Annotated in this window: 24 protein-coding genes and 1 tRNA gene; 12 read left to right on the forward strand and 13 right to left on the reverse strand. The window is 57.4% G+C overall.

Going from position 1 to position 25,126, the window contains the following annotated elements; translation table 11 throughout:
- Positions 1-63: 63 nt before the first annotated feature.
- The 3 genes from BP758_RS03505 to BP758_RS03515 form a co-directional block, all read right to left on the reverse strand.
- Positions 64-528: an META domain-containing protein gene (locus BP758_RS03505; RefSeq protein WP_292368750.1), complete on the reverse strand. Its 465-nt coding sequence runs from the start codon at positions 526-528 to the stop codon at positions 64-66.
- Between the two features lie 166 nt (positions 529-694).
- Complete coding sequence (locus tag BP758_RS03510; RefSeq protein ID WP_292368752.1) at positions 695-1,051, reverse strand: DUF86 domain-containing protein; 357 nt, start codon at positions 1,049-1,051, stop codon at positions 695-697.
- A gap of 130 nt (positions 1,052-1,181) precedes the next feature.
- A complete protein-coding gene (locus BP758_RS03515; protein ID WP_292368754.1) occupies positions 1,182-1,655 on the reverse strand; it encodes an META domain-containing protein in 474 nt (157 codons plus the stop codon).
- A gap of 103 nt (positions 1,656-1,758) precedes the next feature.
- On the opposite strand from BP758_RS03515, the gene BP758_RS03520 reads away from it, so the two are divergent.
- A complete protein-coding gene (locus BP758_RS03520) occupies positions 1,759-1,983 on the forward strand; it encodes a hypothetical protein (protein WP_292368756.1) in 225 nt (74 codons plus the stop codon).
- 11 nt (positions 1,984-1,994) lie between these two features.
- Here the strand turns inward: BP758_RS03520 and BP758_RS03525 are convergent, their stop codons facing one another.
- Together BP758_RS03525 and BP758_RS03530 are read right to left on the reverse strand one after the other, a co-directional pair.
- The gene (locus BP758_RS03525; protein WP_292368758.1) at positions 1,995-2,909 is read right to left on the reverse strand and encodes a mechanosensitive ion channel family protein; all 915 of its coding nucleotides are present in this window, start codon (positions 2,907-2,909) and stop codon (positions 1,995-1,997) included.
- Positions 2,906-3,613, reverse strand: a complete 708-nt coding sequence (locus BP758_RS03530; protein ID WP_292368760.1) for a DUF432 domain-containing protein — start codon at positions 3,611-3,613, stop codon at positions 2,906-2,908. The genes BP758_RS03525 and BP758_RS03530 overlap by 4 nt, the downstream gene beginning before the upstream one ends.
- A 177-nt stretch (positions 3,614-3,790) precedes the next feature.
- Here BP758_RS03530 and BP758_RS03535 point away from each other — a divergent pair, with 177 nt between their 5' ends.
- Together BP758_RS03535 and BP758_RS03540 are read left to right on the forward strand one after the other, a co-directional pair.
- Entirely contained in the window at positions 3,791-4,426 is a 636-nt protein-coding gene (locus BP758_RS03535) for a hypothetical protein (RefSeq protein WP_292368762.1), read from the forward strand.
- Between the two features lie 35 nt (positions 4,427-4,461).
- Complete coding sequence (locus BP758_RS03540) at positions 4,462-5,616, forward strand: geranylgeranyl reductase family protein (protein ID WP_292368763.1); 1,155 nt, start codon at positions 4,462-4,464, stop codon at positions 5,614-5,616.
- 115 nt (positions 5,617-5,731) lie between these two features.
- Here BP758_RS03540 and BP758_RS03545 read toward each other — a convergent pair whose 3' ends face one another.
- Positions 5,732-6,154, reverse strand: a complete 423-nt coding sequence (locus tag BP758_RS03545; protein ID WP_292368764.1) for a hypothetical protein — start codon at positions 6,152-6,154, stop codon at positions 5,732-5,734.
- Between the two features lie 63 nt (positions 6,155-6,217).
- Positions 6,218-7,744, reverse strand: coding sequence for a TrkH family potassium uptake protein (locus BP758_RS03550; protein WP_292368766.1), 1,527 nt, complete (start codon positions 7,742-7,744; stop codon positions 6,218-6,220).
- Positions 7,745-7,868: 124 nt separating this feature from the next.
- Here BP758_RS03550 and BP758_RS03555 point away from each other — a divergent pair, with 124 nt between their 5' ends.
- From BP758_RS03555 to BP758_RS03565, 3 genes are all read left to right on the forward strand, one after another.
- Complete coding sequence (locus BP758_RS03555) at positions 7,869-8,891, forward strand: AI-2E family transporter (protein ID WP_292368768.1); 1,023 nt, start codon at positions 7,869-7,871, stop codon at positions 8,889-8,891.
- Positions 8,892-8,978: 87 nt separating this feature from the next.
- Positions 8,979-10,793, forward strand: a complete 1,815-nt coding sequence (locus BP758_RS03560; RefSeq protein ID WP_292368770.1) for a KUP/HAK/KT family potassium transporter — start codon at positions 8,979-8,981, stop codon at positions 10,791-10,793.
- A 74-nt stretch (positions 10,794-10,867) separates the two neighbouring features.
- Positions 10,868-10,952, forward strand: a tRNA-Leu gene (locus BP758_RS03565).
- A 574-nt stretch (positions 10,953-11,526) separates the two neighbouring features.
- On the opposite strand, the gene BP758_RS03570 is transcribed toward BP758_RS03565, so the two are convergent.
- The 3 genes from BP758_RS03570 to BP758_RS03580 form a co-directional block, all read right to left on the reverse strand.
- Positions 11,527-13,524 (reverse strand): monovalent cation:proton antiporter family protein, encoded by a 1,998-nt coding sequence (locus BP758_RS03570; protein ID WP_292368772.1) that lies wholly within the window; start codon positions 13,522-13,524, stop codon positions 11,527-11,529.
- 69 nt (positions 13,525-13,593) lie between these two features.
- Complete coding sequence (locus BP758_RS03575) at positions 13,594-13,785, reverse strand: hypothetical protein (protein ID WP_292368774.1); 192 nt, start codon at positions 13,783-13,785, stop codon at positions 13,594-13,596.
- A 41-nt stretch (positions 13,786-13,826) separates the two neighbouring features.
- Positions 13,827-14,456, reverse strand: coding sequence for a type I 3-dehydroquinate dehydratase (locus tag BP758_RS03580; RefSeq protein ID WP_292368776.1), 630 nt, complete (start codon positions 14,454-14,456; stop codon positions 13,827-13,829).
- Positions 14,457-14,547: 91 nt separating this feature from the next.
- Here BP758_RS03580 and BP758_RS03585 point away from each other — a divergent pair, with 91 nt between their 5' ends.
- The 3 genes from BP758_RS03585 to tpiA all read left to right on the forward strand — a co-directional run bounded on the left by BP758_RS03585 (position 14,548) and on the right by tpiA (position 18,521).
- On the forward strand, positions 14,548-15,099 hold the full coding sequence (locus BP758_RS03585) for a hypothetical protein (protein WP_292368778.1): 552 nt from the start codon (positions 14,548-14,550) through the stop codon (positions 15,097-15,099).
- 12 nt (positions 15,100-15,111) lie between these two features.
- Positions 15,112-17,766 (forward strand): U32 family peptidase, encoded by a 2,655-nt coding sequence (locus BP758_RS03590; RefSeq protein ID WP_292368780.1) that lies wholly within the window; start codon positions 15,112-15,114, stop codon positions 17,764-17,766.
- An 86-nt stretch (positions 17,767-17,852) separates the two neighbouring features.
- A complete protein-coding gene (tpiA, locus tag BP758_RS03595) occupies positions 17,853-18,521 on the forward strand; it encodes a triose-phosphate isomerase (protein WP_292368782.1) in 669 nt (222 codons plus the stop codon).
- 290 nt (positions 18,522-18,811) lie between these two features.
- Here tpiA and BP758_RS03600 read toward each other — a convergent pair whose 3' ends face one another.
- The 3 genes from BP758_RS03600 to BP758_RS03610 form a co-directional block, all read right to left on the reverse strand.
- Positions 18,812-19,366: a CBS domain-containing protein gene (locus BP758_RS03600; protein ID WP_292368784.1), complete on the reverse strand. Its 555-nt coding sequence runs from the start codon at positions 19,364-19,366 to the stop codon at positions 18,812-18,814.
- A 121-nt stretch (positions 19,367-19,487) separates the two neighbouring features.
- Complete coding sequence (gene ade / locus BP758_RS03605; RefSeq protein ID WP_292368785.1) at positions 19,488-21,164, reverse strand: adenine deaminase; 1,677 nt, start codon at positions 21,162-21,164, stop codon at positions 19,488-19,490.
- Entirely contained in the window at positions 21,161-21,520 is a 360-nt protein-coding gene (locus BP758_RS03610; protein WP_292368787.1) for a hypothetical protein, read from the reverse strand. Before BP758_RS03610 ends, ade begins: the two co-directional genes overlap by 4 nt.
- 116 nt (positions 21,521-21,636) lie before the next feature.
- Between BP758_RS03610 and BP758_RS03615 the strand changes: the two genes are divergently transcribed.
- The 3 genes from BP758_RS03615 to BP758_RS03625 are packed head-to-tail and all read left to right on the forward strand — an operon-like array spanning position 21,637 to position 25,121.
- Positions 21,637-22,620 carry a ParA family protein gene (locus BP758_RS03615; protein WP_292368789.1) on the forward strand — a complete coding sequence of 328 codons (984 nt, stop codon included), beginning with the start codon at positions 21,637-21,639 and terminating at the stop codon, positions 22,618-22,620.
- Positions 22,611-24,602, forward strand: a complete 1,992-nt coding sequence (locus tag BP758_RS03620; RefSeq protein ID WP_292368790.1) for a methyl-accepting chemotaxis protein — start codon at positions 22,611-22,613, stop codon at positions 24,600-24,602. Before BP758_RS03615 ends, BP758_RS03620 begins: the two co-directional genes overlap by 10 nt.
- 3 nt (positions 24,603-24,605) lie before the next feature.
- Positions 24,606-25,121, forward strand: coding sequence for a chemotaxis protein CheW (locus BP758_RS03625; protein ID WP_292368792.1), 516 nt, complete (start codon positions 24,606-24,608; stop codon positions 25,119-25,121).
- Positions 25,122-25,126: the final 5 nt, after the last annotated feature.

Consider the following 25,126-nt stretch of genomic DNA (forward strand, 5'->3'; position numbering starts at 1 on the left):
CGGGCTGATTAAAAAAAGGGATGAAAAAGACGTATGAAAGAGTGTGGGACCCCGGGCAAAAAATTACCGGGTCGCGGTTGTGAAGATCAGGAGCAGTTTCTGGTTCTGGTCGTACAGGTACAGGTGATCGTTACGGGAGGAGAAGGATGTCGTGTTCTTTAGGTTTTCCAGATACGCGGATTCGAACTGCATGATCCCCTGCCCCGGGCAGTTCATCTTGGTGATCGTCCCCGAGCTCCGGTCAACGGTGAAGGCAGAAGCCCGGAGGGTATACTCGTACCGGTACTGGTTACAGCCGGTAAAGCCGGAGAGCCCGGTCGTGTTGCCCGGCCCGAATTCAAGGGTTGCCGTGGTGGCTGCAGTCACGGGCACAAGCGTACTGTTCCCCGTGGAATAATAGGCAAGCGTCCAGCTTGTCCCGGCAAGGCTGACCGGCACCGGGTGGTTCGCCGTTTCTATCTGGAAATACGCAATCAGGCAGATAAGGATGGCAATGAGCCCCATCACCGCCCAGAACTTCCAGCCCATCGGTTGGGGTACAGGCGGAGCTACAGGGAGGTCTTCCGTTTCGGGAGATCCCTCTTGTAAAACAGGGGGCTGCTCGTCCATACCTATATTCATCGGCTCGGGGTTTTTTAAGCATTCGTTGGATCCCCTAAAACCGGTTCTGGCAGGCATCCCTTAAGAAAGGGAACTATTTCTCAATCTCGTCGATGAGGCTCTCGACCAGCGGCCGGATGCGGGGGAGAGCTTCCGTGCTGATCTTCCAGACCACCCGGGGGCGGAGGTGTGCGTCCGCCTCCATAAACTCGGCCTTGAGCGCGGCGATCTCGTTCCAGGGCAGCAGGGCGTACTTTACCCGGACAATGGTAGGGATGCCGTGCGCTGCCTCGTCGATTCTCTGGATGCAGGATACGACCGTAGCATAGGTTGCCGGTTCCTGCACGAACTCCTCGAAGGTCTTGTCCCGGACCAGGTCTGCTACCCGGGCGCTCTCTTCGAGGATCCTGTTGAGCGGTTCGCGAAGGTTGTGTGAGGATATAGGGATCATCTCCAGGGCATGCCAGGCACCCGAAAGGTGCGCTTTTCACCGGCCTGCCTGAAAAATACCTGTTGTTTGTCTGTTCCGGGTGTATGCGGGGGCAAGGGGAAATACTTTCCCGGTACACACGCGTTCCCGGTCACTGCCGGTGGAATTTGAGAAGGGTGGCGCCGTTTGCATCGAGGAGGTCGAGTTCCGAGGGGCCGGTGTTCACCGAGGCTGCCGCTGCAAGGTTGCGGTAAAGGCTGGCTTCCTGCTGCATGAGACCGGCATCGCTGCAGGTATTGTCGGTATGGAGGGGGTAGGTGATCCGGATCCGGTCATTGTTTTTTATGAATGCCGCAACGTACCGGTTGCACCCCGAAAATCCTGTAATATTTCCGTCGCGGTTAAACTGCGCGGTGACCTCCCCGTTATTGATTGCCGGTATAAGGATCCCGGTAGCATCGCGGCAGGAGACGAGCGTCCAGTTCGGGCTTGCCTGCAGCACCTGGGGCTGGGCGGTCATGCCCTGAAAAAAGACCAGGACGACCACGATTGCAATACCGGCGAGGGCAAGGGTTAACAGTGTGGTTGTGATGCTCCGTACCTTCGGTGCTTCGGCCTCATCCATACCCGTACACTCCTTCCGGCAAGCCTATAACCGTTTCGTATGGATCTTCCCCAACGGGGGGTTTTGGGAGGTTTAATACCCGGGGATGCCCTATGGTACCTGCATGGATTCAGCAGAGATCAAGAAATGGGTCATTTTTTTCGCGGGCATCCTTGTTGCCATCATCATAGCAAACGCACTCTCGAATATCATCATGTCGTACACGGGGATCACCGGGTGGGTGGAGTTCCTCGTCAGCTTCGTGCTCTACGCGGGTCTCTTCTTTGGCATTCTCTACCTGATGGAGCGGTTCCTCGGGATCGAATTCTTCGGTTTTAACCGGCTCTGATCCTTTTTTTTTTATTTTTGACCGTTCCCGGCAGCCGGATCCTTTACGGAAGACGGCTCGTTTGCAAACCAGACCACCCGCTGGCCATAGGGCATCTCGATACCCGCTGCTTCCAGTGCATCCTTGACATTCGGGAGGATGGAGGTTGTCCGCGAGATATCGTCCTTGGTGAGCTGCCAGTTCGAGGGAAACCACGCACGGATCGAGAGGAGAACGCTGTCGGCGGTAATATCGCTGACAAAAACCGCCGGCGCAGGGTTTTCAAGGACAAACGTGTGCTTTTCGAGGAGCTGCCGGATAATGGCAATGGCCCGGTTCGTATCGTCCTGGTAGCGGATACCCACCCGGTACTCGAACCGGCGGGCAACGTTTGCATGGACGTTCGATACCGCGGTCGAATAGATCTGGTCGTTGGGGATATGGACATAGATTCCTTCGCCGGTGCGGATCCGGACCGAGAAAAGCCGGACCGCGATAACCGTACCCTCGACCCCCCCGGTGCTGATATAGTCCCCGGTTGCAAACGGGCTCTCGTACAGGAGCGCGACACCTGCTACCATGTTCGAGATCACCTTCTGGCTGGAGAGCGCGATGATCGCGATAACGCCGGCGATACAGATGAGGATGATGGTCACGCTTAAGTCAAGCAGGCCGGGAAGGGAGAGGCCGACGGCAATAATGATGAGGATGGCCCGGATAAACCCGGTCAGGATGTCCAGCTGGTCTTTTTTGAGCCGGTGGCTCATGCGCATCCGGACATGGTGGCTGATGATAAGGCCGAGGATGTACGCAATGACGATCCCGACAAAAAAGAAGAGGATGTCGCGCGGACTGACCGTTGCAAAGAGGTTTTTGTCCGAGGTAACATCGGATTCAACGCCCGTCCAGTTCGGCAGGGCAAGGCCAATGATATCAGTGATGCTCAACTCGTACCCGCCTCCATGAAACAGCCTTTTGTCGTGCTCAGCGCAAACGAGCTTGCCCGGTACAGGTCGATGGCCCGGTTCGGGCAGTCCGGCGGGGCGGCATCGGTAAACGTGGTGCGGGCAAGGTATTCCGAGAACACTTCGAGGGTTGCGGTCATTGCCACCCGGGTGCCATAGTAGAGGCACATCGAGCTGCTGTCAAAGACCGCCCGGCTCACCTTTGCATTTTCCGTCCGGCAGTTTTTCAGGGTCAGGGCCATGACACCCTCGCGGTACATGTCGACTGAGGGGATTTCCGGGTAGATGTCGCTCTTAAACCAGCGCGTGATCAGGCCTGAACTCGGCAGACCGTACAGCGAGAACTTCACGGGCACGAGCGAGAATACATCAAGCGGAGACTGCTTCCCGTTCGATTCGAGGAACACGCCGATCTCGACCGGGAATTTCACATAAACCGTCTGCTCGGCGCCGGGCGGCAGGACTACCGGGGGAAATGCAATCTCCAGGTACTGGGTGAGCGGTTCAGGGAGATTGACCGGCTCGACCGGGTAGATATGGATGGCGGAAAACGATCTGCCCAGGTACCGCTCCTCGCGGCTGCCTCGGCATTCCCGCTCGTACTTTAAGAGGCTGCCGGTATCGGAAAGCCTGATCTTGATCTCCTGGTCGTCATGGGAATAATCCAGCGGGAATCTGCCAAACACGTGATGAAATACATTGCCAAGATCGGAGATAAACCTGACGAAACGTGAGTAAATTATGGGGGGGGGACATAACGCAGGCAGATCCGGGCATGTCCGATGATCGGGCAAAGATACCCGTTTTCCTGTAACGATCACGGCAGGGAGAAACTATTAACGCGAGGACAGTGACGTATTTCTATGGATGCGAAACTCTCCTGCCTCCTCAAAGGATTAATCGGTGTCATATTCGGAGGTCTCGCGCTGATCGTGCCCGCGTCCCTTCTGGCATTCTTCCTGGGGATATTCTGGATCATCCTCGTTACCGGTATCGTCCTCTGTATCCTGATTGCGATCACCTCCCCGGCCGAAGAATCGTTCTTCTGGTTCATCTGCGCCGCCGGCCTTCTCCTCGTGGGAATCGTGGCAACACTGTTTACCGACAGCATTGCACTGCTCTTTATCATTGCCATAGCCGTGCTGGCATTCTATGCCGCATACTCGGGAATCGCGCTTGCGCTCACCCACCCGCGGAGTAAATACTACCTGGTAGGGGGAGTAATTGTAGCGAGTGTTGTGTTGTTCGCGGTGCTCATGCAGTATGTTCCCGCCAGCCAGACCTACCTGCTTATGACTGTTATTGGGACGGTCTCGTTTGTGTTCGGCCTGTTTGCACTGGCCATGGGATTTTCCCTCAAGGACAACTCACAGGTGCCGGTCCCCCCGCATGTCCTGATTCTTAAGACCTGCAAATTCCCGGTAAAAGTACCCGGGGAAACAGCGGCGAAGGAGGAGATGGTATGCACGACAACGCAGGATGAGAAGCCACCCCAGTAACCACAGAATACCCTTTTTTAGCGCCTGTAATTACCATGTCCCCGGTATATGATGTGATCGTTGCCGGTGCAGGACCGGTGGGGAGTTCCGCAGCCCGGGAATGTGCAAAAGCCGGCCTGTCCGTGCTCTGTATCGAGGAACAGGGGACGATCGGGTACCCGGTCCAGTGCGCAGGCCTTCTTTCGCTTGCCGCATTTGCCGAATGCGAAGCCGGGCCGCGATCGATCCTGAACACGGTAACGGGTGCCCGGGTGATTGCCGGGGACGGGCAGGTGCTGACCATCGATGCAAAGGTCCCCAAAGCCCATGTCGTAGACCGGGGGATCCTTGACCGGGAGATCGCAAAATCCGCAGCCGATACCGGGGCCGATTTCCTGACAAAGACCGCGGTCTGCGAGGTAAAGGAAGACCGGGTGGTCACCCGGGGAATGAACGGGCGTGGGGATATCCGGTTCCGGATCCTGATCGCCGCAGACGGCCCCAGGAGCACGATCGCACGCCTCTACGGGATGGAGCGGGCCCGGACATACCTTGCCGGCATCCAGGCGGAAGGCCGGCTCGCCCGGGAACGGGATCTTGTGGAACTCTGGCCCGGTGCATCGGAGGACTTCTTCGGCTGGGTCATCCCGTCGGGAGACGGCCGTGTCCGGGCGGGGCTCTGCGGCACGACACAGGTTCCCGAACGGTTCGCCGCGTTTATCCGGCGGATCGGCCTTTCGTCAGACCTGCACATGGTGACCGGCACGCTCCCGCTCGGGGTCATGCCAAAGACCTATGGAAGGCGGACACTCTTTACCGGGGATGCGGGAGGATTTGCAAAACCGACCTCGGGCGGCGGCGTCTATACCGGTATCCGTACGGCCCGCCATGCGGCAGCAGTAGCAGCGCTCTGCTGCGAGCAGGACGATTTCTCTGATACGGCCTTAGCGGAATACGAGAGTCGCTGGCAGGCGGACATCGGGAAAGAGCTCGCCCTCGGCTACCGCCTGTTTCTGATGCGCCGTCACCTCTCCCCGGAGACGCTCGACCGGATGATCGCCGCGATGGCAGCACCGGAGATTGTCGATACTATCGTGAAACACGGCGATATGGACCGGCCGGGAAAACTTGCCGGGATCCTTATAAAAAACCCCTCACTCATCCGGTTCTTCTCGCCGCTTCTCTTCTCCGGGATCCGGTCGTTTCTCTAGCTACGACCGCCGTACATTGTAACCCGCGGTTCAGCCATCCGATACAAAGATCGATTGTCCCGACCGGTTACCCCAACTGAATATGGAATAAAAAGAGAGTGCCCGGGAGATTTTTTTATGTGCACCGGTCTGCACAGTCGTTAAGCTGGTTGGGATTGTTGTAATACGTGCTCTCGCACTGCTGGACACATGCTCCGCACTTGTCGTATTTTGTATCCTTGACCGCCTGGCAGGTGCCGCTCACAACCTGGCAGGTTGCATATTTCCTGCACCGGTCCCCGGCATCGATATCATTGGGACATGCGGTGGCAACGTTCGGGCCGCACTGGACGGTGTATCCGTGGCAGTTCTCGATCCCGCAAACGGAATCGGTCGCCACTGCGGTGGGGATCTCAGTTGTTGTTGGCGGAGCGGTAGTAACAACAGCCTGCTGCGGGGCGGTCTGGGTGCACCCGGCCACAGACAGGGCGGCAAGGACAATGGCGCACATGATAACGAAAAGGTACCTGAACTTCATCGCTGCATACCTCACTGTCATATCATACGCAGGGGCATGACAAAAACGTACGCACCTGACCAAATGAAAAAAGGTCTGTCCTTTTTAGACCGGTTCGTCGTCAATTTTATTGGGCGACGCTACGGCATGGACCGGTGGTTCGGAGAAGAGTTCGTCCCGTATTCCTTTCGAGATACCCATCACCATGATGATCACCGGTACAATCTCAAGACGCCCCAGCCACATCAGGACAATGAAGATCCATTTGATGGCAAACGGGCTTGCAGCAGTAAGGAACCCGACAGAGATCCCTGAGTTCGAGAGCGCGGAGATACATTCAAAGAGCACCTCGTCGAGCCGGAACGAGGTGATGTACAGGTGCAGGCACAGGAGCGTGGCAGTAAAGATCGTAAGGACATAGAGCGCGATCACGAGCATGTTCTTTGAGATCTCCATCTCGGACATCTCCCGGGAGAGCATGCGTCCCTCGTACCGGAAGGGTATAAGCACCCTGCTGCTCGCAAAGAACCGCCGGAACCACCACTTCATCCCTTCATAGGCAAGCGCGATGCGGTTGACCTTGATCCCCCCGGCCATGCTCCCCATCGCGCCCCCAATAAAGACCAGGAGGGAGAGGACTGCCAGAGGGATGGCCGCCCATGCGTGGACATCGGAGTTCTGGAGGCCGCAGGTACAGAGTCCCGATACGGAGACAAATACTCCCTGCCGGAATGCGGTTGTAAGCGCCAGGTTGTTGAAGAGATAGAGTTCGAGCGATACGATCACCGATCCGGCAAGGGCGATGAGGAGCAGGAGTCGGACGGTCTTGTCCCGGATAAGCGCGTCCATCTTTCCCCGGTACATCAGGAAATAGAGTTTAAACGGGATTGCCCCGGCAAGCATGACCGGGATGAGCAGGCCTTCAAGCCACGGGTTGTTGTAATAGGCAAGCCCTGAAGAATGGATGGTAAAGCCCCCGGTGGCGATCGCAACCATGACAAGGTTGAGGGCATCCCAGAGGGAAATGCCGGTAAGCATGATAAGGCCGGTGAACATGCAGGTCAGAAAAATGTAGATCTTCCACATGCGCCAGCCGGTTGACATGAGGTTGGGCATGAGGTCTTCTGGTTTTCCCTCGGACCGGAAGATCTGGAAAAGGGATACCTGGGTCCTGCGGCGCATCGAGATCCCAAAGGCGATGATCCCGATACCGCCGATCCACTGCATGAATGTCCGCCAGAAGAGGAGGGTTTTTGGGGCGAGATCGACCGAAGAGATCATGGTAAAGCCGGTGCTCGTCCAGCCCGACATTGCCTCAAAGACACTGTCGGTATACGACATATTGAGGCCGAAGACGAAGGGGAGCGCCCCGATGAGTGCGAGCAGGAACCATGCAAGGGCTACCGCGACGAGCGCAATCGAGACCGGGGGCTCGTAATCGCGGGCAGGGACCTGGAGGAACAGGTACCCGACCCCAAGAAATGCCAGGGGAGCTGTCGCCATTGGCAGGATCATGTCCCATTCCTGGAAGATTGCCAGTACGACAAAGGGTACCAGCGAGACAAAGCCGAGGAACCGGCAGATCCGTCCCACATCGTGGACGATCATGGCGAAGTGATCGATCCGCTTCATGTCAGAGTGAGAAGATAGTTGGCGCTCCGGTATTGTTATGGGTTGTGCTGGAAAGGCAACCGCCGGCCGCAGGTCTTTTTACCGTATCTATTTAGCAGATGCCGGGCAAACCTGTCTGATAAGCATGCCCCGTATCGACAGGGATCTGTACCCGTTCCTGATTGTCCTCTTCCTTACCCTTATCGCACTGGCGGTTTTCTGGCCGGTGCTCGACATGGTTGTTTTGGGGGGTTCGATTGCCGTGGTGCTCTTCCCGGTCCATACCCGTCTCTCCCGGCATATGCGGCCCGGCGCATCGGCCGCACTTCTAACGATAGCACTCTTTGCGGCAATCGCGGCAACCCTGTTTGTTACCCTCACGATCCTCCGGGCAAATGCCGGCGTCCTTGACGAGATCTTCCGGTCCATCGGCACCTGGCTTTCAGACCCGGCAACGCACCCGGGCGCCTTCGGGGTACCGGTCGCCCGGGAGACGCTCGCATCGTGGCTGGCGGAAGGCGATGCCCTTTTTGTCAATTACTGGGGAACGATCACCGCGAACCTGACACTTATCATGATCAAGGCGATCGTCTTTTTCGGATCGTTCTTCCTGCTGCTCATCAAGGGGAAAAATCTCTACGACCGGGTCGGCGGACACCTCCCGGAACCGGTCAAATCCTATTATACCCAGCTCACCCCGGTCGCGGTCGACACCCTTTATGTGATCTACGTAGTCCAGATCGCGATTGCGGTCCTGACCTTTTTTATTGCCCTCCCGGTCTTCTACCTGCTCGGGTACGGGAATATCCTCTTTTACTCGTTCCTTGCCGCGTTCTGCGAACTGATCCCAATCCTCGGGTCGTCCATTGCCTTTATCCTGATCGGGGCATATGCTCTTGCCCTCGGCGACATGCAGGGCGTCCTCATCCTCTTTATCCTGGGGTATATTGTCGTCTCGGCGCTGCCCGAGATCTATGTCCGGCCGGTCCTTGTCGGGCGGCGGGTCAAGATCCACCCGGTCATCATGTTCATTGGCATCATCGGCGGCATCCTGACCCTCGGCCTGGTCGGCTTTGTCCTCGGGCCCCTTATTATCGTGCTGCTGCTCAAAAGCTACCGCATCTGGACCGATGAGCACAAGGCCCCCGAACCCGCACCTGTTGCTTAAAATGGGGAAATTGCCGGTTTTTTGGCTCTTTGGACCCGAATAAAGAGAAACTAATATACCCTATATGTCCCCACGCGTAAATCAGAAATGCTTCGGGATCACGTGGCGATGCCTTCGGTCGTCAAATCGATGGGGCTCGTATTTGGCGATATCGGGACGAGCCCTATCTATACGCTGACCGCCATCTTCCTTTTTACCACCCCCACACCGGGGAACGTGATGGGCATCCTCTCCCTCATATTCTGGACGATGACCATCCTTGTAACGGTCCAGTACACCTTCCTTGCCATGCACCTGGGCAAGAAAGGGGAGGGCGGGACGATCGTGTTAAAAGAGATCCTCCTCCCGATGCTCAAATCCGGTCACCAGGTCGCTTTCGTCTCCCTTTTGACCATCATCGGCATCTCGCTTTTTATTGGCGACGGCGTTATCACGCCCGCGATCAGTATCCTCTCCGCCGTCGAAGGTATCCTCTTAATCCCGGGGTTTGAGAATACCGCTCAGATCGTCCTGATGATCATTGCAGCGGTCATTGCCATCTGCCTCTTTACCTTCCAGGCCCGGGGCACCGACAAGGTGGCATGGGCGTTCGGGCCGGTGATGGTGATCTGGTTTTTGGCGCTCGCGATCTCGGGATTTGTTGCCCTCTTCTTTGCGCCTCAGGTTGTCTTTGCCGTCAACCCGATGTATGCCATCAATTACCTTGGGCAGAACATTCTCGCAGGGTTTTTGATCCTCTCATCAGTCATCCTGTGCGCCACCGGGGGCGAAGCGCTCTATGCCGATATGGGCCACTTGGGCCGCGAACCCATCGTCAAGGCGTGGTACCTGGTTTTCTTTGCCCTTGCCATCAACTACTTCGGGCAGGGTGCGTTTTTAATGACCCACCCGGGCACGACAAACGTCCTTTTCGAGATGATCTTCTCCGAAGCACAGGTACTATACATCCCGTTCCTTTTCTTGAGCATCGCCGCCACCGTGATAGCATCGCAGGCAATGATCTCCGGGATCTTCTCTATCGTGTACCAGGGTATCACCACCCGGATCCTGCCGCTGCTGCACATCGAGTACACCTCGCCCCACCTGCGGTCCCAGATCTACATCGATATCGTGAACTGGATGCTCTTGTGCGCGGTCCTTGTGGTCATTGCCATATTCAGGAGTTCAAGCAACCTCACCCATGCCTACGGGCTTGCGGTGTGCGGGACGATGACCATTACCGCCATTTTGATCCTCTGGATCCTGGTGCTGCGGGGCGAGATCCTCAAGAGCTTCGTATCCCTCTTTGTGCTGATCGTGACGTCGGTGTTCCTCCTCTCGAACCTCCACAAGATCCCGATGGGCGGGTACTGGTCGCTGCTGATAGCCTCGATCCCGCTGGCAATCATCCTGATCTATACCAACGGCCAGCGGCGCCTGGCACAGTCCCTCACGCCGGTCCCGCTCGATGAGTTCCTGCCAAAGTTCAATGCGCTCTACAAATCGGTCAACAAGATTTCCGGCTCGGCGCTCTATTTCGCCCGGGATTTCCGGTTGATCCCGCAGTACATTCCCCGGACGATGTTTACGAACAACATCGTGTACGAGGAGAACATCATCATCTCGATCATCCGCACGGAGCAACCGTTCGGGGTGACGTGGGGTGTGACCCGTGAGCTGACCCCGGGCCTCTCGATCTTCGAGGTCTATCTCGGGTATATGGAGATCGTGGATATCTCGACGATCCTCAAAGATGCCGATATCGATGAGAAGACCATCTTCTACGGTATGGAGGATATCGTGACAAACCACATTGCCTGGAAGATCTTCGGCGCGATAAAACACCTCACTCCTTCGGTGGTGCAGTTCTACCGGCTGCCGTCCGACAAGATCCATGGTGTCGTTACCAAGGTAGAGATGTAAGGGGGGCATGGGGCAGGGTAAGCGAATCTGCCCGATACCCTCTTTATTTCCGCCCGACCAATATACCCGGCAGAGCGAGGGTTGCCAAGCCCGGTCAAAGGCGCTGGATTTAGGGTCCAGCCTCGAAGGAGTTCAAGGGTTCGAATCCCTTCCCTCGCATTTTCGTGTGATCGGGAGCTCTGATCTACCGTATCGGACGTTTCCGGGAATAGTGTGTTTTCGAATCCAGTGACCCTTACCAAAAACAGGGTCCCCTGCCCCCACCCCTCCCCAAAAGTTCCGGGCGGGGGGGTGCCATCCAAAATTCCCGACACCCCCCTCCCCCCGGTTTTGTTTTTTGGCAAATGTACCCCCACCCCCCGTTCTGTAAGAGAGAGGGGGGACTATCCCCCCCTGTTTCCAATCCCTAAAGGCGTGTTTCGCATGGAACATCAGGTGAAAGAGGGGGTGGGGACCACCCCTTCGGTCACGATCAGGGGGGGCGGGGTGATCGCATGGCAGGGAGGGGGTACCCCCTCTACGCATACATTGGGGATGCCCCCACACCCCTTCCAGGTTTTTTCGTGCCAGACCCTCCACCTCCCCAGGCATATAAAAGAGAGGGGACTACCCCCCCTCCGGAAAAGGGGGAGGCCGGCCCGTGACCCCTGCTAACAGGAATATCAGTTCCACGTGGTGCGTACAAAAGAGGGAAACTGTGGTATCTCCCTTTATGATAATCCTGCGGGATAGTTCAGGAAGCCTGCAGAGGAGAGAGGGTGGCGGCAAACTGTGCGATCCGTGCAGGTGGCCCGATAACGATCACCTCGTCGGCCGGTTCGAGCAGGCAGTCACCGTCCGGGTTCTCCATAATCCGGCCTTCCCTCCGGATGGCAAGGATTGAGATCCCGTACTCCCGGCGCACGTTTAATTCCTGCAGGCTTTTTCCCGCAACCGGGGAATCGCCGGAGATCGCAAGGACCGATATATCGCTGTCCGGGAGAGTGATCTTGAGATCCACAAGATCGACCCCGGGTTCCGACGGGCTCCGGAACATCTCGTAGGTCTTTGACCGGATCTCGTGAACCAGCCCGTCGATGGTAGTCTTCGGGACCAGGTATTTCTTCAACACCCGGGTAAAGATCTCAAGCGAGGTCTCGAACTCCTCCGGGATCACCTCGTCCGCCCCAAGTTCGTGGAGCTTTTTTACCTCGGTCATAAACCGGGTCCTGACAATGATATACAAGTGCGGGTTCATCTGCCGGGCAAGCTGGATGATTGATCGGGTAGAGGCCGGGTCGTTTATCACGATAACAAGGATCCGTGCCTTCCCGACCTCTGCATAGGAAAGGATCGACTCGCTCGTTGCATCGCCAAAGATGATGGGTTCGCCCTTTTCCCGCTCCTTTGCCACGGTATCCGGGTTAAGATCGATGATCCGGTACGCGATTCCGCCGGTCTTCGCCGCCCGCGCAAGATTCCTGCCGTTGAGCCCGAACCCGATAATAACAAGATGGTCCTCCAGGTGCGGCTCTTTGGCCCGCTCCGAGTCCCCGACTTTATCCACGCCATTGAACCGCGAGAGGGCCGGCCGCCGGCACCAGAAATCCGCCATTTTTGGCCCTGTGGAGATCATAAGAGGGGTAAGCGACATCGAGATTACCGTGACAGCAAGGAAGATCTGTTCTTCGGCCGGGGTAAAGAGGCCGTACTGGGTCCCCGGGATCGAGAGGATAAAGGCGAACTCACCGATGTTACAGAGAGCAAGGCCGGCAAGCACCGAGGTGCGGAGCGAGTGCCCGATGGAGATGGTCGCCCCTGCCGCTATCACGGTCTTGAGCACGAAGATGCCGAGCACAAGGACGACGATAAGGACCGGGTTCTGGATCACGAACCAGAGGTTGATGAGCATCCCGATCGAGATGAAAAAGAAACTGGTAAAGATGTCGCGGAAGGGGATGATGCTCGCAAAGGCCTGGTGGAAATACTCCGACTCCGAGAGGGTGATCCCTGCAAGGAACGCGCCAAGGGCGATCGAGAGGCCGACGCTCGACGTGATATACGTGACGACAAAGCAGATTAAAATGATACTTAAGAGAAAGATCTCGGGGTTCCGGGTCCCGGTAACCCGGTTCATGATGCGGGGGATCAAAAATGCTGATACCGCAAAGACAAATGCAAGGAGGAGCGCGAGCGTTACTCCGAGGCTCATGAGCGACCCGGAAACATCGGAGGTCTCCCCGGCAAGGAGAGGAAGCGCAATCAGCATCGGGACGGTGATGATATCCTGGTACAGGGAGATCCCGATGGTTGCCCGGGCCTGCGGGCTGTCCATCTCTGCCCGGTCCTGGTAGATCTTGAGGGTAATGACCGTACTGCTATGGCAGATCAAAAAGCCAAGGAATATCCCCTTGTTAAACGGCATGCCGAAAACGGAAGTGATCGCCAGGGTTGCAAGGATCGTGCCCAGGACCTGGAGCGTCCCGCCGATAAGGACGATCTTCCGCATCTCGTAAAGCGTTTTAAACGAGAACTGCATCCCGATGGTAAAGAGCAGAAAGATGATCCCTATCTCGGCAAGGCCATCGACAACCGTGACATTCTGGATCAGGCCAAGACCGTACGGGCCGATCACGAGGCCCGTGACAATAAACCCGACAATACCGGGGATCCTGAACCGGTTGCCAAGGGCTATGATAACGATTGCCGCGGCAAAGATGACGATAATTTCATAGAGGTAACTGGTGATCATGCGGGGCCTTTTGTACCGTGTGGTATGATATGGGGAGGTCTGGTTTTAGGGAGTTGTGGTCTGCTTTTTTTATAGGAGACCGGAACCGGTTCGGGCGCCTTTAGCGATAATTCCCGTCGAACAGGTATTGATGGGGGCAAGTGCGATAAAGATCAGTGCTGATTCTGCAATCCCTTCAAGGAGGATGGCATACCAGGCAAGCGCGATGTGCACTGTGGTAAAAAATACCCCGAGGACAATGACAAATACCAGGGGTATCATATCACTCGTTATTTTTCAACGGGACATAAATGTTTTCCGATTTACCCGAGCAGTTTTCTAATGGCCACGAACTCTTCGACCGAGTACTGCCCGGCAGCGGTCGCATCACCCGTGTGACAGTACACGAGCTCCGAACCAAAGAGCGGGAGGATCGCCCGGGCATATCGGAACCGTTCGCCCATGACCCCGGTGCAGATCGGTTTTTTTGCCGCCCGGGTGAACGCGGCAAGGTTGAGGACATCGTCCTCGTTCTCGGGAGTCACGATGATCTTCGGGATATCCCCGTAGGCCCGTAACTCCTGTTCCAGCACAAAGAGGACATGGAGCGGCAGCATCCGGGCCGCATGGTGGGATGCAATGATCCGCTTTCCTGCCTCCTTTACCGGCCCGGCCTCCCGTGCAAACTGCTGCTCCACATCGACATAATCCACGAGCGGGATGAGCGGGGCGACCTTCGCCTTCCACTCCTCCGGGCTCCCGAAGTACCGGCCGCCTTCCTGAGCGGAACGGTAGGTGGCGATGATCGGGAGGGAACAGTGCTCTCTACACTGCGTTACCGCCGCAACCGGGTCGCCATCGATTAAGTCGAAGCGGAGCTCGACCATGGCAGCACCCTGTTCCTGTGCCCGGCCGGCCAGCAGGGGATCGGTAAGCGAAGCAACGATCTGCATGTACCTGAAGCGTTCGCCTTAACGCCACAAAAAGATGCGCCTGCACCGTTTTCCCCGGGGATACCGGTTTATCCCCTCCCGGGTAGACAGTATGCTGTTACTAGTTATGGAGCGGGCGGCAGTTCTGGAAGCGGCACGGCGGACCGGCATGGCACTTGCCGCTTGCATCCTCCCATCAATCGTCCTGCCACTTGGGGCAGCCATCCTGCTCGGTCTTCCCCTTGCCCCGGTGTACGGCCTCATTGCGAGTGCCTTCCTCATCGAGTACGGGGCGATCCCGATCGGGATCGGCCTTGGTCTCCCTGCCGCTTATGTATTCTGCGCTGCAACAGCCGTCGAGGCCGGGATCTTCCTTGGAATCTATGGCATCCTCGACGCCATCGGCCGTACCTCAAACCGTGTCGCCGGACTCCTTGCCCGGATCCATGCCATTGCCACGCGGTCGCGGATGTTCGACCGGTATGGCATCCTCGGCCTCTTTCCCTGCGAGATCCTGATCGGCGTCTATATCTGCGCACCGGTCTCCTGGCTCTTTGGGTGGAGCGGCGTGCGGTCGTTTGGGATCACCATGGCCGGCTACATCGTCGCAGCGGCGATAACCACCCTTGCCACCCTCGGCGCGATACGGTTGTTCCTCTCCTGAAACGAGGTTTTTATGTCCGAATCCAGAAACACCATCCCCACTAAAAAAATCCCCGAACTGCTCGCACCCGCCGGATCGCCGGAAGCGTTCCGGGCAGCGGTTGCTGCCGGGGCCGATGCCATCTACCTGAGCGGGAAACACTTCGGGGCACGGAGGTTTGCAAAGAACTTTTCCGACGACGAGATGGCTGCTGCAATTGCGTACGCCCATGCACGGGGGGTGAGGGTGTATGTGACCGTCAACACGCTGATCCACGACCGGGAGCTTGATGGTGTTGCTGCATATCTTGTCCGGCTCTATGCAATGGGCGCCGACGCCGTCCTCGTGCAGGATCCCGGTATTGCAGCTCTTGCCCGGGAGATCGTCCCCGGCCTTGCCCTGCATGCATCGACCCAGCTCACGATCCACAATGCCGACGGGGTGCGCTGGGCGTACGGGCAGGGATTTTCTCGGGTCGTGCTTGCCCGGGAACTTTCCCTTGCCGAGATCGGGAGGATCGCAGAAGAAACCCGCGACCTCCCGGTCGGGCTCGAAGTATTCGCCCACGGAGCCCTCTGCTACAGTTACTCGGGCCAGTGCCTGCTCTCCTCGGTTATCGGGGGGCGGAGCGGGAACCGGGGTATGTGCGCCCAGCCGTGCCGGAAGCGTTACACCCTTGTCGAAGGAAAGACCGACAAGTACGGGCGGCCCACGGATCTCGGCGATGTCCCGACAAAGGAGCACTACCTCCTCTCGCCAAAGGATCTCTGGACGTACCGCGACATCGGCACCCTTGCCGGATCCCCGGTGGCTTCGCTCAAGATCGAGGGGCGGATGAAGTCCGCGGAGTACGTGGCGATCGTGGTCTCCACGTACCGGCGTGCGCTCGATGCCGCGGCAGCAGGCACCTTTACCCCGGACGCATCTGTGGAGCGCGACCTGTACCTGGCCTTCAACCGTGAGTTCACAAAGGGGTACCTCATGGGCGACCGGCTCCGCGACCTGATGGGAAGGGAGCGGCCGGATAACCGCGGCCTGTGTATAGGAAAGGTCGCCTGTTTCGACCAGAGGAGACGCACGGTAACAATCGTCCCCGACCGGCCCATTACCCTGCATCCCGGGGACGGGATCCTCTTCTCCAGCCACGAACATCCTGCCGCTGCATGGGGTTGTGCCCTCAACAGCGAGCCGGTGGTGACAAAGGAAGGGATCGAGATGACCGTTGCACGCCCGGTGATCGAAGGAACCCTGGTCTACCTTACCTCTTCGCTTGACCTTGCCGCCCGCGCCCGGCAGATCGCGGGCTCCTCATCCCCGGATCTCAGCCACCCGGTGCCGGTCGATCTGGCCGTGCGTGTCGATGCCGAAGGACTCCTGACCATGACCGGTACCATTTGCCCGCCCGGCAGATCCCCGGTAATGGTGGAGGGAACACCCGGCCCCAGAATGGAACCGGCCCGATCGCGCCCGCTCACTCCGGAACAGCTGGCAGAGCAGCTTACAAAGACCGGGGGAACACCGTTTGCCGTTGCCAACCTTTCGCTCGAGTACGACGGTACACGGTTTGCCCCGGTCAGCGGGATCAACCAGATGCGGCGTGACTTCTTTGCCCGGGCCGAAGCGGAACTGGTTGCAGTATCCCGGCCGGTGCCGGCAGAAGTCAGGGCCGCAGAGCAGCGCCTCAAACACTATACTTCCCGGCTCCGGGAGACTCCGACTACTCCTGCGGGAAATGCCCGGCACAGCTGCGGGATCGTCCTCTTTGCCGATACGCTCGAAGCAGTCGAGGCCGGGGCAGGTGCCGGGACTGCTGCCATCTGTTTTGAACCGGCCGGTTTCCCGTGCCGGGATCAGAAAAACGACGAGGACGGACTGATCCGGACCGAGGCTGCCCTGCGGGCAGCCCTGACGGTGTGCAGGAAAAAGCACTCCCGTCTTATCTGGAAACTGCCCCGGATCACCCGTGAAACCGAGATGGAAGGGCTCCGTATCCTCATTCCCCGGCTCCTGACGGTCGGGCTCGACGCCTGCATGGTCGACAATCCGGGCACCGCTGCCGCGATATCTGCCCTTGCGCCGGAAATCGGGCTTGCAGGTTCGTTTGGCTTAAACGTGTTCAATGCAGAAACCGTCCGTGCATTTTCCCGCCAGGGTTTCGGATGGCTCCTGCTCTCCCCGGAACTCTCCGGGGACGAGTGCGCCCTTCTCATAAAAACCGTACAGAACGATCCGGCAAGGCCGCAGCTGGGCATCTTCGTGCAGGGTTCTTTAGAGACCATGGTGACCGAAGACTGCCTGCATGCTATACTGACCTCGTGCAGGAAACGTTCGGGATCCTGCGCACGGAGCCGCTGGATCGGGGTCCGGGACGAGACCGGCCACCTGCTCCCGGTACGGACGGACGGGGCATGCCGGAGCCATATCTTCAATGCAGCTGAAACCAGCCTGATCGAAGCGTTGCCGGAGCTCGCCGCAATGGGTGTCGATGCCCTTGTTATCGATGCCCGGGGACGGCCCGGGGCCTATGCGCAGGAGATGGTGAAGATCTACCGCGAAGCGCTCGCTCCTGATGAAAAGAGCAGGAAAAAAGGGGCGGGCAGCAGGAAAACCCCAAAAGAGCGGATCCGGGAGATAGCCCTTGGCGGGATCACGACCGGCCATTATACCCGTGGCGTAAAGGAAGAATGATCCGCCCTGACGGATCATTTTTTTAAACGAGCGAAAGGTTGAATGGAACCGGGGATCAACACCTCAAGCACGAGGAATGTGATACAATGCCGTCGCCCCTGATCCTGGTAAACCTCAAGAGCTACAAGGAGGGCATGGGCAACCGTGCCCACCAGATCGCCACCGCTGCGCAGCTTGTCAGCCGTGAGAGCGGAGTCACCATCGGGGTGGCGCCCGGGTATATCGACCTCCATCCGCTCGCCCACCATTTCGCCGTTCCTGTCTATGCCCAGCATGTGGACGGGTACGAACCCGGTGCCCATACCGGCCACATCACGGCAGAGTCCTTAAAAGTCGCGGGAGCGGCAGGGTCGCTCGTCAACCATTCCGAGCGGCGCCTCACCCTTGCCGATATCGAGGCGGCCGTCCGGGCACTCCACGGCCAGAAACTTTCGGCCGTGGTCTGTACGAACAACGATATAACGAGCGCTGCCGCCGCCGCACTCGGTCCCGAGTACGTGGCCATCGAACCTCCCGAGCTCATCGGCAGCGGTGTCTCGGTCTCGAAAGCAAACCCGGATATCATCCGGCGGTCGGTTGCAGCCGTCCATGCCGTCAATAAAGAGGTCAAAGTCCTTACCGGCGCCGGCATCCAGTGCGGCGAATGCGTAAAGATTGCCGTCGACCTGGGGACGGACGGTGTTCTCCTTGCATCGAGCGTGGTAAAGGCACCCGACCCGGCAGCAGTACTCCGGGACCTCGTATCAAAACTATAAAAAAAAGTTTTTCCTGAACTCACTTGAGGAACAGGTACCAGATTGCGACAATCACCACGAAAAGGGCGACGCCGATGCCGATTACCATTCCGCTGCTGATCTCCGTGGATTCAGTTGTGTCTGCCATGTAATTGTATCCTCCATTGTGGTGATTACCACAACAAGCATTCCTCTTTTATCCATTATATATATACCATTTTCTAAATATGTCGGGACTAATATCAGGAAAAATTAAAAGAGTCTGCTAGTTTACCCGAATTGCAGGGATCTCATAGACCTTAAAAAAAAGCTCAAATGATGAGGGTGATCAGGTCGTGCTTGGTGATAACGCCCCGCACCTGCCGGCCCTCGACAACGAGCACCGCATGGTTCTGCTGGAGGATGTTTACCACGGTCTCGACATCCATATCCGGCGGAACCGTGGGAAAGCCCGGCTCCATAAAGTCCTTGACCACAAAGGGGTGGGAGTGGTGGAGGCGCTGCTGTTCGATGGCTTTTACAATAACGGATTCCGATATACAGCCAACCGGTACGCCCCGTTCGATCACAGGCAGCTGGGAGACATCGTTCTTTTCAAAGATATCCACGGCCTGGGTGATGCTTGCCTGCGGTGAAACGGACAGGACCGGTGTGTGCATGATCTGGCCGGCTGCGATCTTCTTTGGCTCGGCATTATTGAGGACAAGGATGATCTTGTTGAGCGTGCTGACCCGGGGGTCAACGCTTCCCGCTTCGATCCGTGCCACCATGGACTGGCTGATCCCTGCCCGTTTTGCTACCTCGGTCTGCCGGAGGCCGAGGGTTTCGCGGCGCGAACGCAGCTCTTCGGGGCTGGGGATATGCATATGGTATTACTCATAGGAATAGGAAGATATCAACCTTATGCAAGGGGAAAGATGTTGTACCTATCTGTCATTTTAAAAACAACCTTCCCCACGGAATACGACATACCGCTTTTGGTACAGGTCACCGGTCAAGGAAGACCGGAACATCCTTAAACCCGACGCCATCGAAGAGCCCGCGGTCGGTGATTCGCAGCGCCGGAATAACCGTGAGGGCCAGAAACGACAGGTACATGAACGGTTCCGCGATACCCCCCATCCCCGTGGTGATCCCTCGGAGGGCATCCAGGCGCCGGACAACCTCTCCTGCCGGAAGGGTCGACATGAGCCCGGCACAGTCGAGCGGCAGGACCGAGATCCTCTCCCCGTCTACCGCGGCCATCCCGCCATCCGACCGGATCACGGCCCCAATCGCTGCAAGGATCTCGTCGTCTCCTGCCCCGGTTGCAACGATATTGTGTGCATCGTGGGAGACACTCGCGGCGATGGCTCCCTTTTTAAACCCGAACCCGTGTACGATCCCGGTCCCGACGGTGTCTTTTCCGTACCGGTTGCAGACCACGACTTTGAGAAGGTCGCGGCCGGTATCAGGAAGCTCTGCGGCATCGATCCCGTATTCGCGTGCTTCAGTCAGGATCTGGCCGGGGACAAGCCCGATCACCCGGGCCTTCCCGTTCCCATAAAGACCAATCTGCTCCCGCGTGGGAACCCGGCACCGGACCGTGCCTGCCAGGGGTGATGCGGAAGCAATTGCACGACCACCGGTCCCGCAGGGTTCCGCAGGGATCGTCTCCAGTACCGTAAACGGGCGGAGATCGCTTGCAATACAGAGATCTGCCCGCCGGCCCGGGACAAGTGCCCCCCGGTCGGAAAGGCCGAAGCGTTCTGCCGCAGAGAGCGTGGCCATCCGGATTGCAAGCTCCGGTTCAATTCCGCAGGCCACGGCTATCCGTATGCACCGGTCGATATGACCTTCCCGTGCCAGGAGATCTGCATGGCAGTCGTCCGTTGCAAACGAGCACCGTGATACCGTGTAGGGCGTTACCAGGGCAGCAAGCGCCGGGATATTGTGCTCCGTCGAACCGTCGCGGACAAAGATATACATCCCGCGACGGAGTTTCTCTTTCGCCTCGGAAAGGAGCGTGCACTCGTGATCGCTCTGGAGCCCGGCAAGAACATAGGCATTCAGGTCCTGGCCGGAGAGAAGCGGCGCGTGGCCGTCGCGGACAGGAAAAAGCCCGAGTTTTGTAAGGACTTCCCCGTCTCCCGATAACACACCGGGGACATTCATCATCTCGCCGAGACCAAGGACGCCGTCTTGCCGGGCAAAGGCAGAGAGGGCGTTTGCATCAAGGATTGCCCCGCCGACATCGGCCGGGGTCGCAGGCACGCAGGAGGGGAGCAGGTAGAGGATATCCACGGGCAGCCCGGAGCGTGCAGCAAGCATGTATTCGATCCCGGCTCTTCCGGCAACATTGGCGATCTCGTGGGGATCGGCAATGACGGTTGTCGTCCCGTGAGCGGAGACCAGCCGTGCATATTCCTGCGGGACAAGGAGCGAACTCTCGATATGGACATGGGCGTCGATCAGGCCGGGGAGAAGGTATGCCCCTGCAAGGTCGCGCTCCCGGTTGCCGCGATACCCCGGGCCAATACCAACAATAATGCCATCTTTTACCGCAAGGTCGTTATGCTCCCAGGTACAGGAAAAGGCATCGAAGATCTCTGCATTCCGGTAAACGATATCGGCAGGGACAAGGCCGCGTGCAGCGGATATGAGACCTGTAACGGGTCCCGTCATCGGGATTCCACCGTAATGTCGCGGATGACGGCGGTCTCGCGTTCTCCGTTACGGATGAGGTATACGTAGAGCTTGTACCTGCCCGGTTCCAGGGAGACCGGAATATCGATGACATTCCCTTTTCCCGCAACCGGAACGGTCGTACCGGTGGTCAATAGTTCATGCTGCCCGAATTCGTCAATGGCAAAGATCCGGACCTGCACACCGATATTTTCCGGCGTCCCGGTGCCCGCGACTGCTACGGACAGGTTGCCATTTCCATAGGTAACGTCACCCATCGAGAGCATCGAACACCCGGCTGCTGCAAGCAGCAGGGACAGGCAGGCAAGAGGGATCAGCCATGCAGGTCCGTTCATACATCTCTTGTCGGATTGCTGCCATAAAAAACCAACCGGCCGAACGCGGGAAGACCATCAGCGGGAAAGTCCCCTGCTTTTTCACATGGAAAAAACGATAATTTTGATAAAATGCCGTGAATGAAAAGGTTTCTGTCGGGCAAAAAAGCAAACTTATTATAGGAATATTTCACAACGTTCAGTTCGGTGATAATATAACAACCATCACATTCACCCACCATAAGGGCGGAACCGGCAAGACCACATCCTGCCTGAATATTGCCGGGTTCTGCGCATTAGCGGGAAAGAAAGTGCTGGTGGTTGACTGCGATCCTCAGGCCAACGCCACTGCCGGTTTAGGTATCAACCCGGAATCGACACAGAAGAACATCTACGATGTCTTCATGAGCCGGGTCGATGGTTTTCCCCAGGTTTCCATGGCCGGGATCATACGGCAGACTGAGTCCGGAGTCGATTGCGCCCCCTCCAACCTCGACCTCGTAGGTGCAGAACCCTACCTGTACGGGATTGCGTCACGGGCTGAAGTCCTGCGGGATGCGCTTTTGCCGGTAAAAGACACCTATGACCTGATCCTGATCGATACGCCGCCGAGCATGGGGCAGTTCGTGATAAACGGGCTCTATGCAGCGGACCACATTATCGTTACGCTCGATTCCGGGTCGTTTGCCATGAACGGCGTCGGGCCCCTGTTTACGATCTTTTCCGATATGAAACAGGACCTTGGAAAGGAGATAAAGGCGGATATGGCCATTCTCTCCCGCTGGGGAGAGGTCGATGACAAAAACGGCCCGGTCCAGACAAACGAGGCCCCGGAGAAAAACGACCTGGTAAGCCGGCTTCGGTCCCTTTTTGCCCCCCGCCCCCCGGCAAAGACCGAAGAGGAGCTCGTAAAGGAAAAAGAGCATGCACAGGAACAGGAACGCCTGTTACAGATGCTGGAAAAGACCAATCAGCAGTTCCCGGTGGCATATACTGTTTCTTACTCCCCGGAGATCTACGAGGCCCAGCAAAAGGGAATGCCTCTCTCGCATGTCTCCCCGGACTGTACCGCCGGAAAGGAATACAAGAAAATTGCTGATGAAGTGATGAAATGGATGTAACCGGACTGGAACAGAGCCTGAAACGTGCAGCTGACGGAGACCTGTCGGTCCGTATCAGCGAGACGAACGTGGATCCGGAAATGCTCCCTCTCGTGGCGCAGATAAACCGGCTTCTCATAAAGGCCGAGGATACCGCGGAAAAGAAGCATCGGGCAGATGCGATGATCCGGTTCAACCCGCTGGCCATTGCAATCCTGAAAAAAGACCGGGGGATTATCAGTGTCAACAAGAAATACGAACAGCTCTGGCAGGGCAACCGCGAGGAACTGGTAAAAAAGCGCCTGTCCGATTTCGATCTTACCGTGTTATCCGGGGATACCCTGTACGCTTGTTTTGAGACCAAAAAACTCTCGGTGAGCCAGTGTCTCCTGAAATTGTCCGACGGAACGAGAAAATATCTCACCCTTCATGCAATGCCGATGCTCGATGCGGCGGGCGGGGTTGACGGGGCATTTTATTTCTGGGTGGATACGAGCGATCTCCACGCAAAGGTGGCAGAATCCGAACGGATCCGGCAGCAGGCGGATCGGGTAATCAATGAGAATCCCTTTGCCCTTTTTACCATCGACACAAACCTGTCGATTCTGTCGGCAAACAATGCATTTTTAAAACTCACCGGCTATTCGCGGGACGCGGTCCTCCACCTGTCGGTAAAGGACTTCAAATACAAGAAAAACAAGGGTGTAAGCGTCGAGGACACGATCCGCAGCAAACAGCGCGGGCACGGCGAGTCCGTGATCGAATTCCCTGCCGGGCTGTTAACCCTGGACTGGTATTACATCCCGCTTCTCGATGAGGGAGGCAATACGGAAAGCCTGCTTGTCGTCTATAACGATATCACCGAGAGACGCAAGCAGGAGACCGAGATCAAGGGACTCATGGAGGTCTCCAAAAAGACAGCGCAGGATCTCTCGGAGAGTGCGGCTGTACTGGAGAACGGGCTTTCGCGACTGGCATCGGGGGATCTTACGGTTACCGTGGAGATCGCCGACAGCGATCCCCTTGTAATCCTCAAGAAGGATTACAACACGGCAGTCGGGTCGATCACTGAGGTTATCCAGGAGATCGGCAAATCCGCTGCCCAGATCGATCTTTCGACCTCGGAAACCGGCAAAAGTACGCAGGAGATCTCCAAGTCCACGGAACAGGTGGCTATTGCCACGCAGGCATCTGCGGATGGGGCCAAAAAGCAGCTCGAACAGATCGAACAGGTCAGTAAGGACATGTCCGATCTCTCCGCTTCGATCGAAGAGATTGCAAGCACTTCCCATGATCTCATGACCCATGCCCAGAAGGCAGCAAACGACGGCAACCAGGCCGCCGAAATGGGCCGGGTGGCAACCGCAAAGATGGTGGCGGTCGAGAAGATCGCAGGAAACAGCGTCTCGGAGATCACGGCCCTCAACGATCGTATGAAGGAGATCTCCAACATCGTCAAGCTGATCGCCGATATCTCGAACCAGACCAACCTTCTTGCCCTGAATGCAGCAATCGAGGCTGCACGGGCCGGCGAGCATGGCCGCGGATTTGCCGTAGTTGCCGGCGAAGTGCGCAACCTTGCCGGAGAGTCCAAGAGCGCCACGAACAATATCGAAACCCTGATCGGGTCCATCCAGAGTTCGAGCGAGAAAACCGCAGCGGCGATTCTGAACTCCTATAAGGAGATCCAGACCGGCATCGAGAGCGTTAACCAGACCATCGAGATGCTGAACCGGATTATCTCGGAATCCACGATCGTTGCCGACGGGGTTACCGAGATCACGAAGGCAACCGAGGCACAGGCCGAGGCAACGACCCGGGTTATGCAGGGTGTAGAAGAGACCAATACGCTGACCCGGCAGAACCGTGAGCGTATGGAAGACATGGCCGCACTTGCACAAGAGACCAGTGCCTCGACCGAGGAGATAGCGAGCGCTTCCGCAGAGCTCTCGCGCATGGCAGAACGACTGAAATCTGCAACAGACAAATTCAAAATGAGGTGAACTATGGCTGCAACGATTGACGTGGTTGAATTCGAGTTTGGCGGGGAACGCTATGCACTGGATATTAACCTGGCACGGGAGATTGTCGAGATGATGCCGATCACCCCCATCCCCCGGGCGCCACCCTTTATTTCCGGTGTCATCAACCTCAGGGGAGAGATCACCAACATCATGAACCTCAATACGCTCCTCGGGCTCAACGGGGGCGAGATCCGGCAGAACCAGAAGATTATCGTGCTCGTCCCTGAAGCGGCAAAAGGGAACAATGTCGGCATTATTGTCGACGATGTATCCAGCGTCCGGCAGGTGCCTGAAGCCGATATCGAGCATATCGGGGCCGGGATCTCTTCGGACTTTTCACAGTTTGTCAAGGGAATTATCAAGATCCCGGTGGAAGAAGGGGAGACCAAAAAGAAGGATCTGGTTATCTGGCTGGACATGGAAAAAGTGCTCTCGCGCCTGGGAAACAACGGACAGGGCAGCGGGGATGCAGCGGGCAGCATGCCGGGAACTGAATGATGGAC

Origin of the sequence: Methanoregula sp. UBA64 (assembly GCF_002502735.1) — an archaeon.
Lineage (GTDB): Archaea > Halobacteriota > Methanomicrobia > Methanomicrobiales > Methanospirillaceae > Methanoregula.

Coding starts and splice junctions, on each gene's coding strand:
- BP758_RS03610 (WP_292368787.1), bottom strand. CDS start 21,520: ATGAACGGACCTGCATGGCTGATCCCTCTTGCCTGCCTGTCCCTGCTG.
- BP758_RS03535 (WP_292368762.1), top strand. CDS start 3,791: ATGGATGCGAAACTCTCCTGCCTCCTCAAAGGATTAATCGGTGTCATA.
- BP758_RS03510 (WP_292368752.1), bottom strand. CDS start 1,051: ATGATCCCTATATCCTCACACAACCTTCGCGAACCGCTCAACAGGATC.
- BP758_RS03600 (WP_292368784.1), bottom strand. CDS start 19,366: ATGCATATCCCCAGCCCCGAAGAGCTGCGTTCGCGCCGCGAAACCCTC.
- BP758_RS03540 (WP_292368763.1), top strand. CDS start 4,462: ATGTCCCCGGTATATGATGTGATCGTTGCCGGTGCAGGACCGGTGGGG.
- tpiA (WP_292368782.1), top strand. CDS start 17,853: ATGCCGTCGCCCCTGATCCTGGTAAACCTCAAGAGCTACAAGGAGGGC.
- ade (WP_292368785.1), bottom strand. CDS start 21,164: ATGACGGGACCCGTTACAGGTCTCATATCCGCTGCACGCGGCCTTGTC.
- BP758_RS03520 (WP_292368756.1), top strand. CDS start 1,759: ATGGATTCAGCAGAGATCAAGAAATGGGTCATTTTTTTCGCGGGCATC.
- BP758_RS03590 (WP_292368780.1), top strand. CDS start 15,112: ATGTCCGAATCCAGAAACACCATCCCCACTAAAAAAATCCCCGAACTG.
- BP758_RS03575 (WP_292368774.1), bottom strand. CDS start 13,785: ATGATACCCCTGGTATTTGTCATTGTCCTCGGGGTATTTTTTACCACA.
- BP758_RS03570 (WP_292368772.1), bottom strand. CDS start 13,524: ATGATCACCAGTTACCTCTATGAAATTATCGTCATCTTTGCCGCGGCA.
- BP758_RS03505 (WP_292368750.1), bottom strand. CDS start 528: ATGGGCTGGAAGTTCTGGGCGGTGATGGGGCTCATTGCCATCCTTATC.
- BP758_RS03515 (WP_292368754.1), bottom strand. CDS start 1,655: ATGGATGAGGCCGAAGCACCGAAGGTACGGAGCATCACAACCACACTG.
- BP758_RS03560 (WP_292368770.1), top strand. CDS start 8,979: ATGCTTCGGGATCACGTGGCGATGCCTTCGGTCGTCAAATCGATGGGG.
- BP758_RS03585 (WP_292368778.1), top strand. CDS start 14,548: ATGCTGTTACTAGTTATGGAGCGGGCGGCAGTTCTGGAAGCGGCACGG.
- BP758_RS03555 (WP_292368768.1), top strand. CDS start 7,869: ATGCCCCGTATCGACAGGGATCTGTACCCGTTCCTGATTGTCCTCTTC.
- BP758_RS03620 (WP_292368790.1), top strand. CDS start 22,611: ATGGATGTAACCGGACTGGAACAGAGCCTGAAACGTGCAGCTGACGGA.
- BP758_RS03625 (WP_292368792.1), top strand. CDS start 24,606: ATGGCTGCAACGATTGACGTGGTTGAATTCGAGTTTGGCGGGGAACGC.
- BP758_RS03545 (WP_292368764.1), bottom strand. CDS start 6,154: ATGACAGTGAGGTATGCAGCGATGAAGTTCAGGTACCTTTTCGTTATC.
- BP758_RS03580 (WP_292368776.1), bottom strand. CDS start 14,456: ATGCAGATCGTTGCTTCGCTTACCGATCCCCTGCTGGCCGGCCGGGCA.
- BP758_RS03550 (WP_292368766.1), bottom strand. CDS start 7,744: ATGAAGCGGATCGATCACTTCGCCATGATCGTCCACGATGTGGGACGG.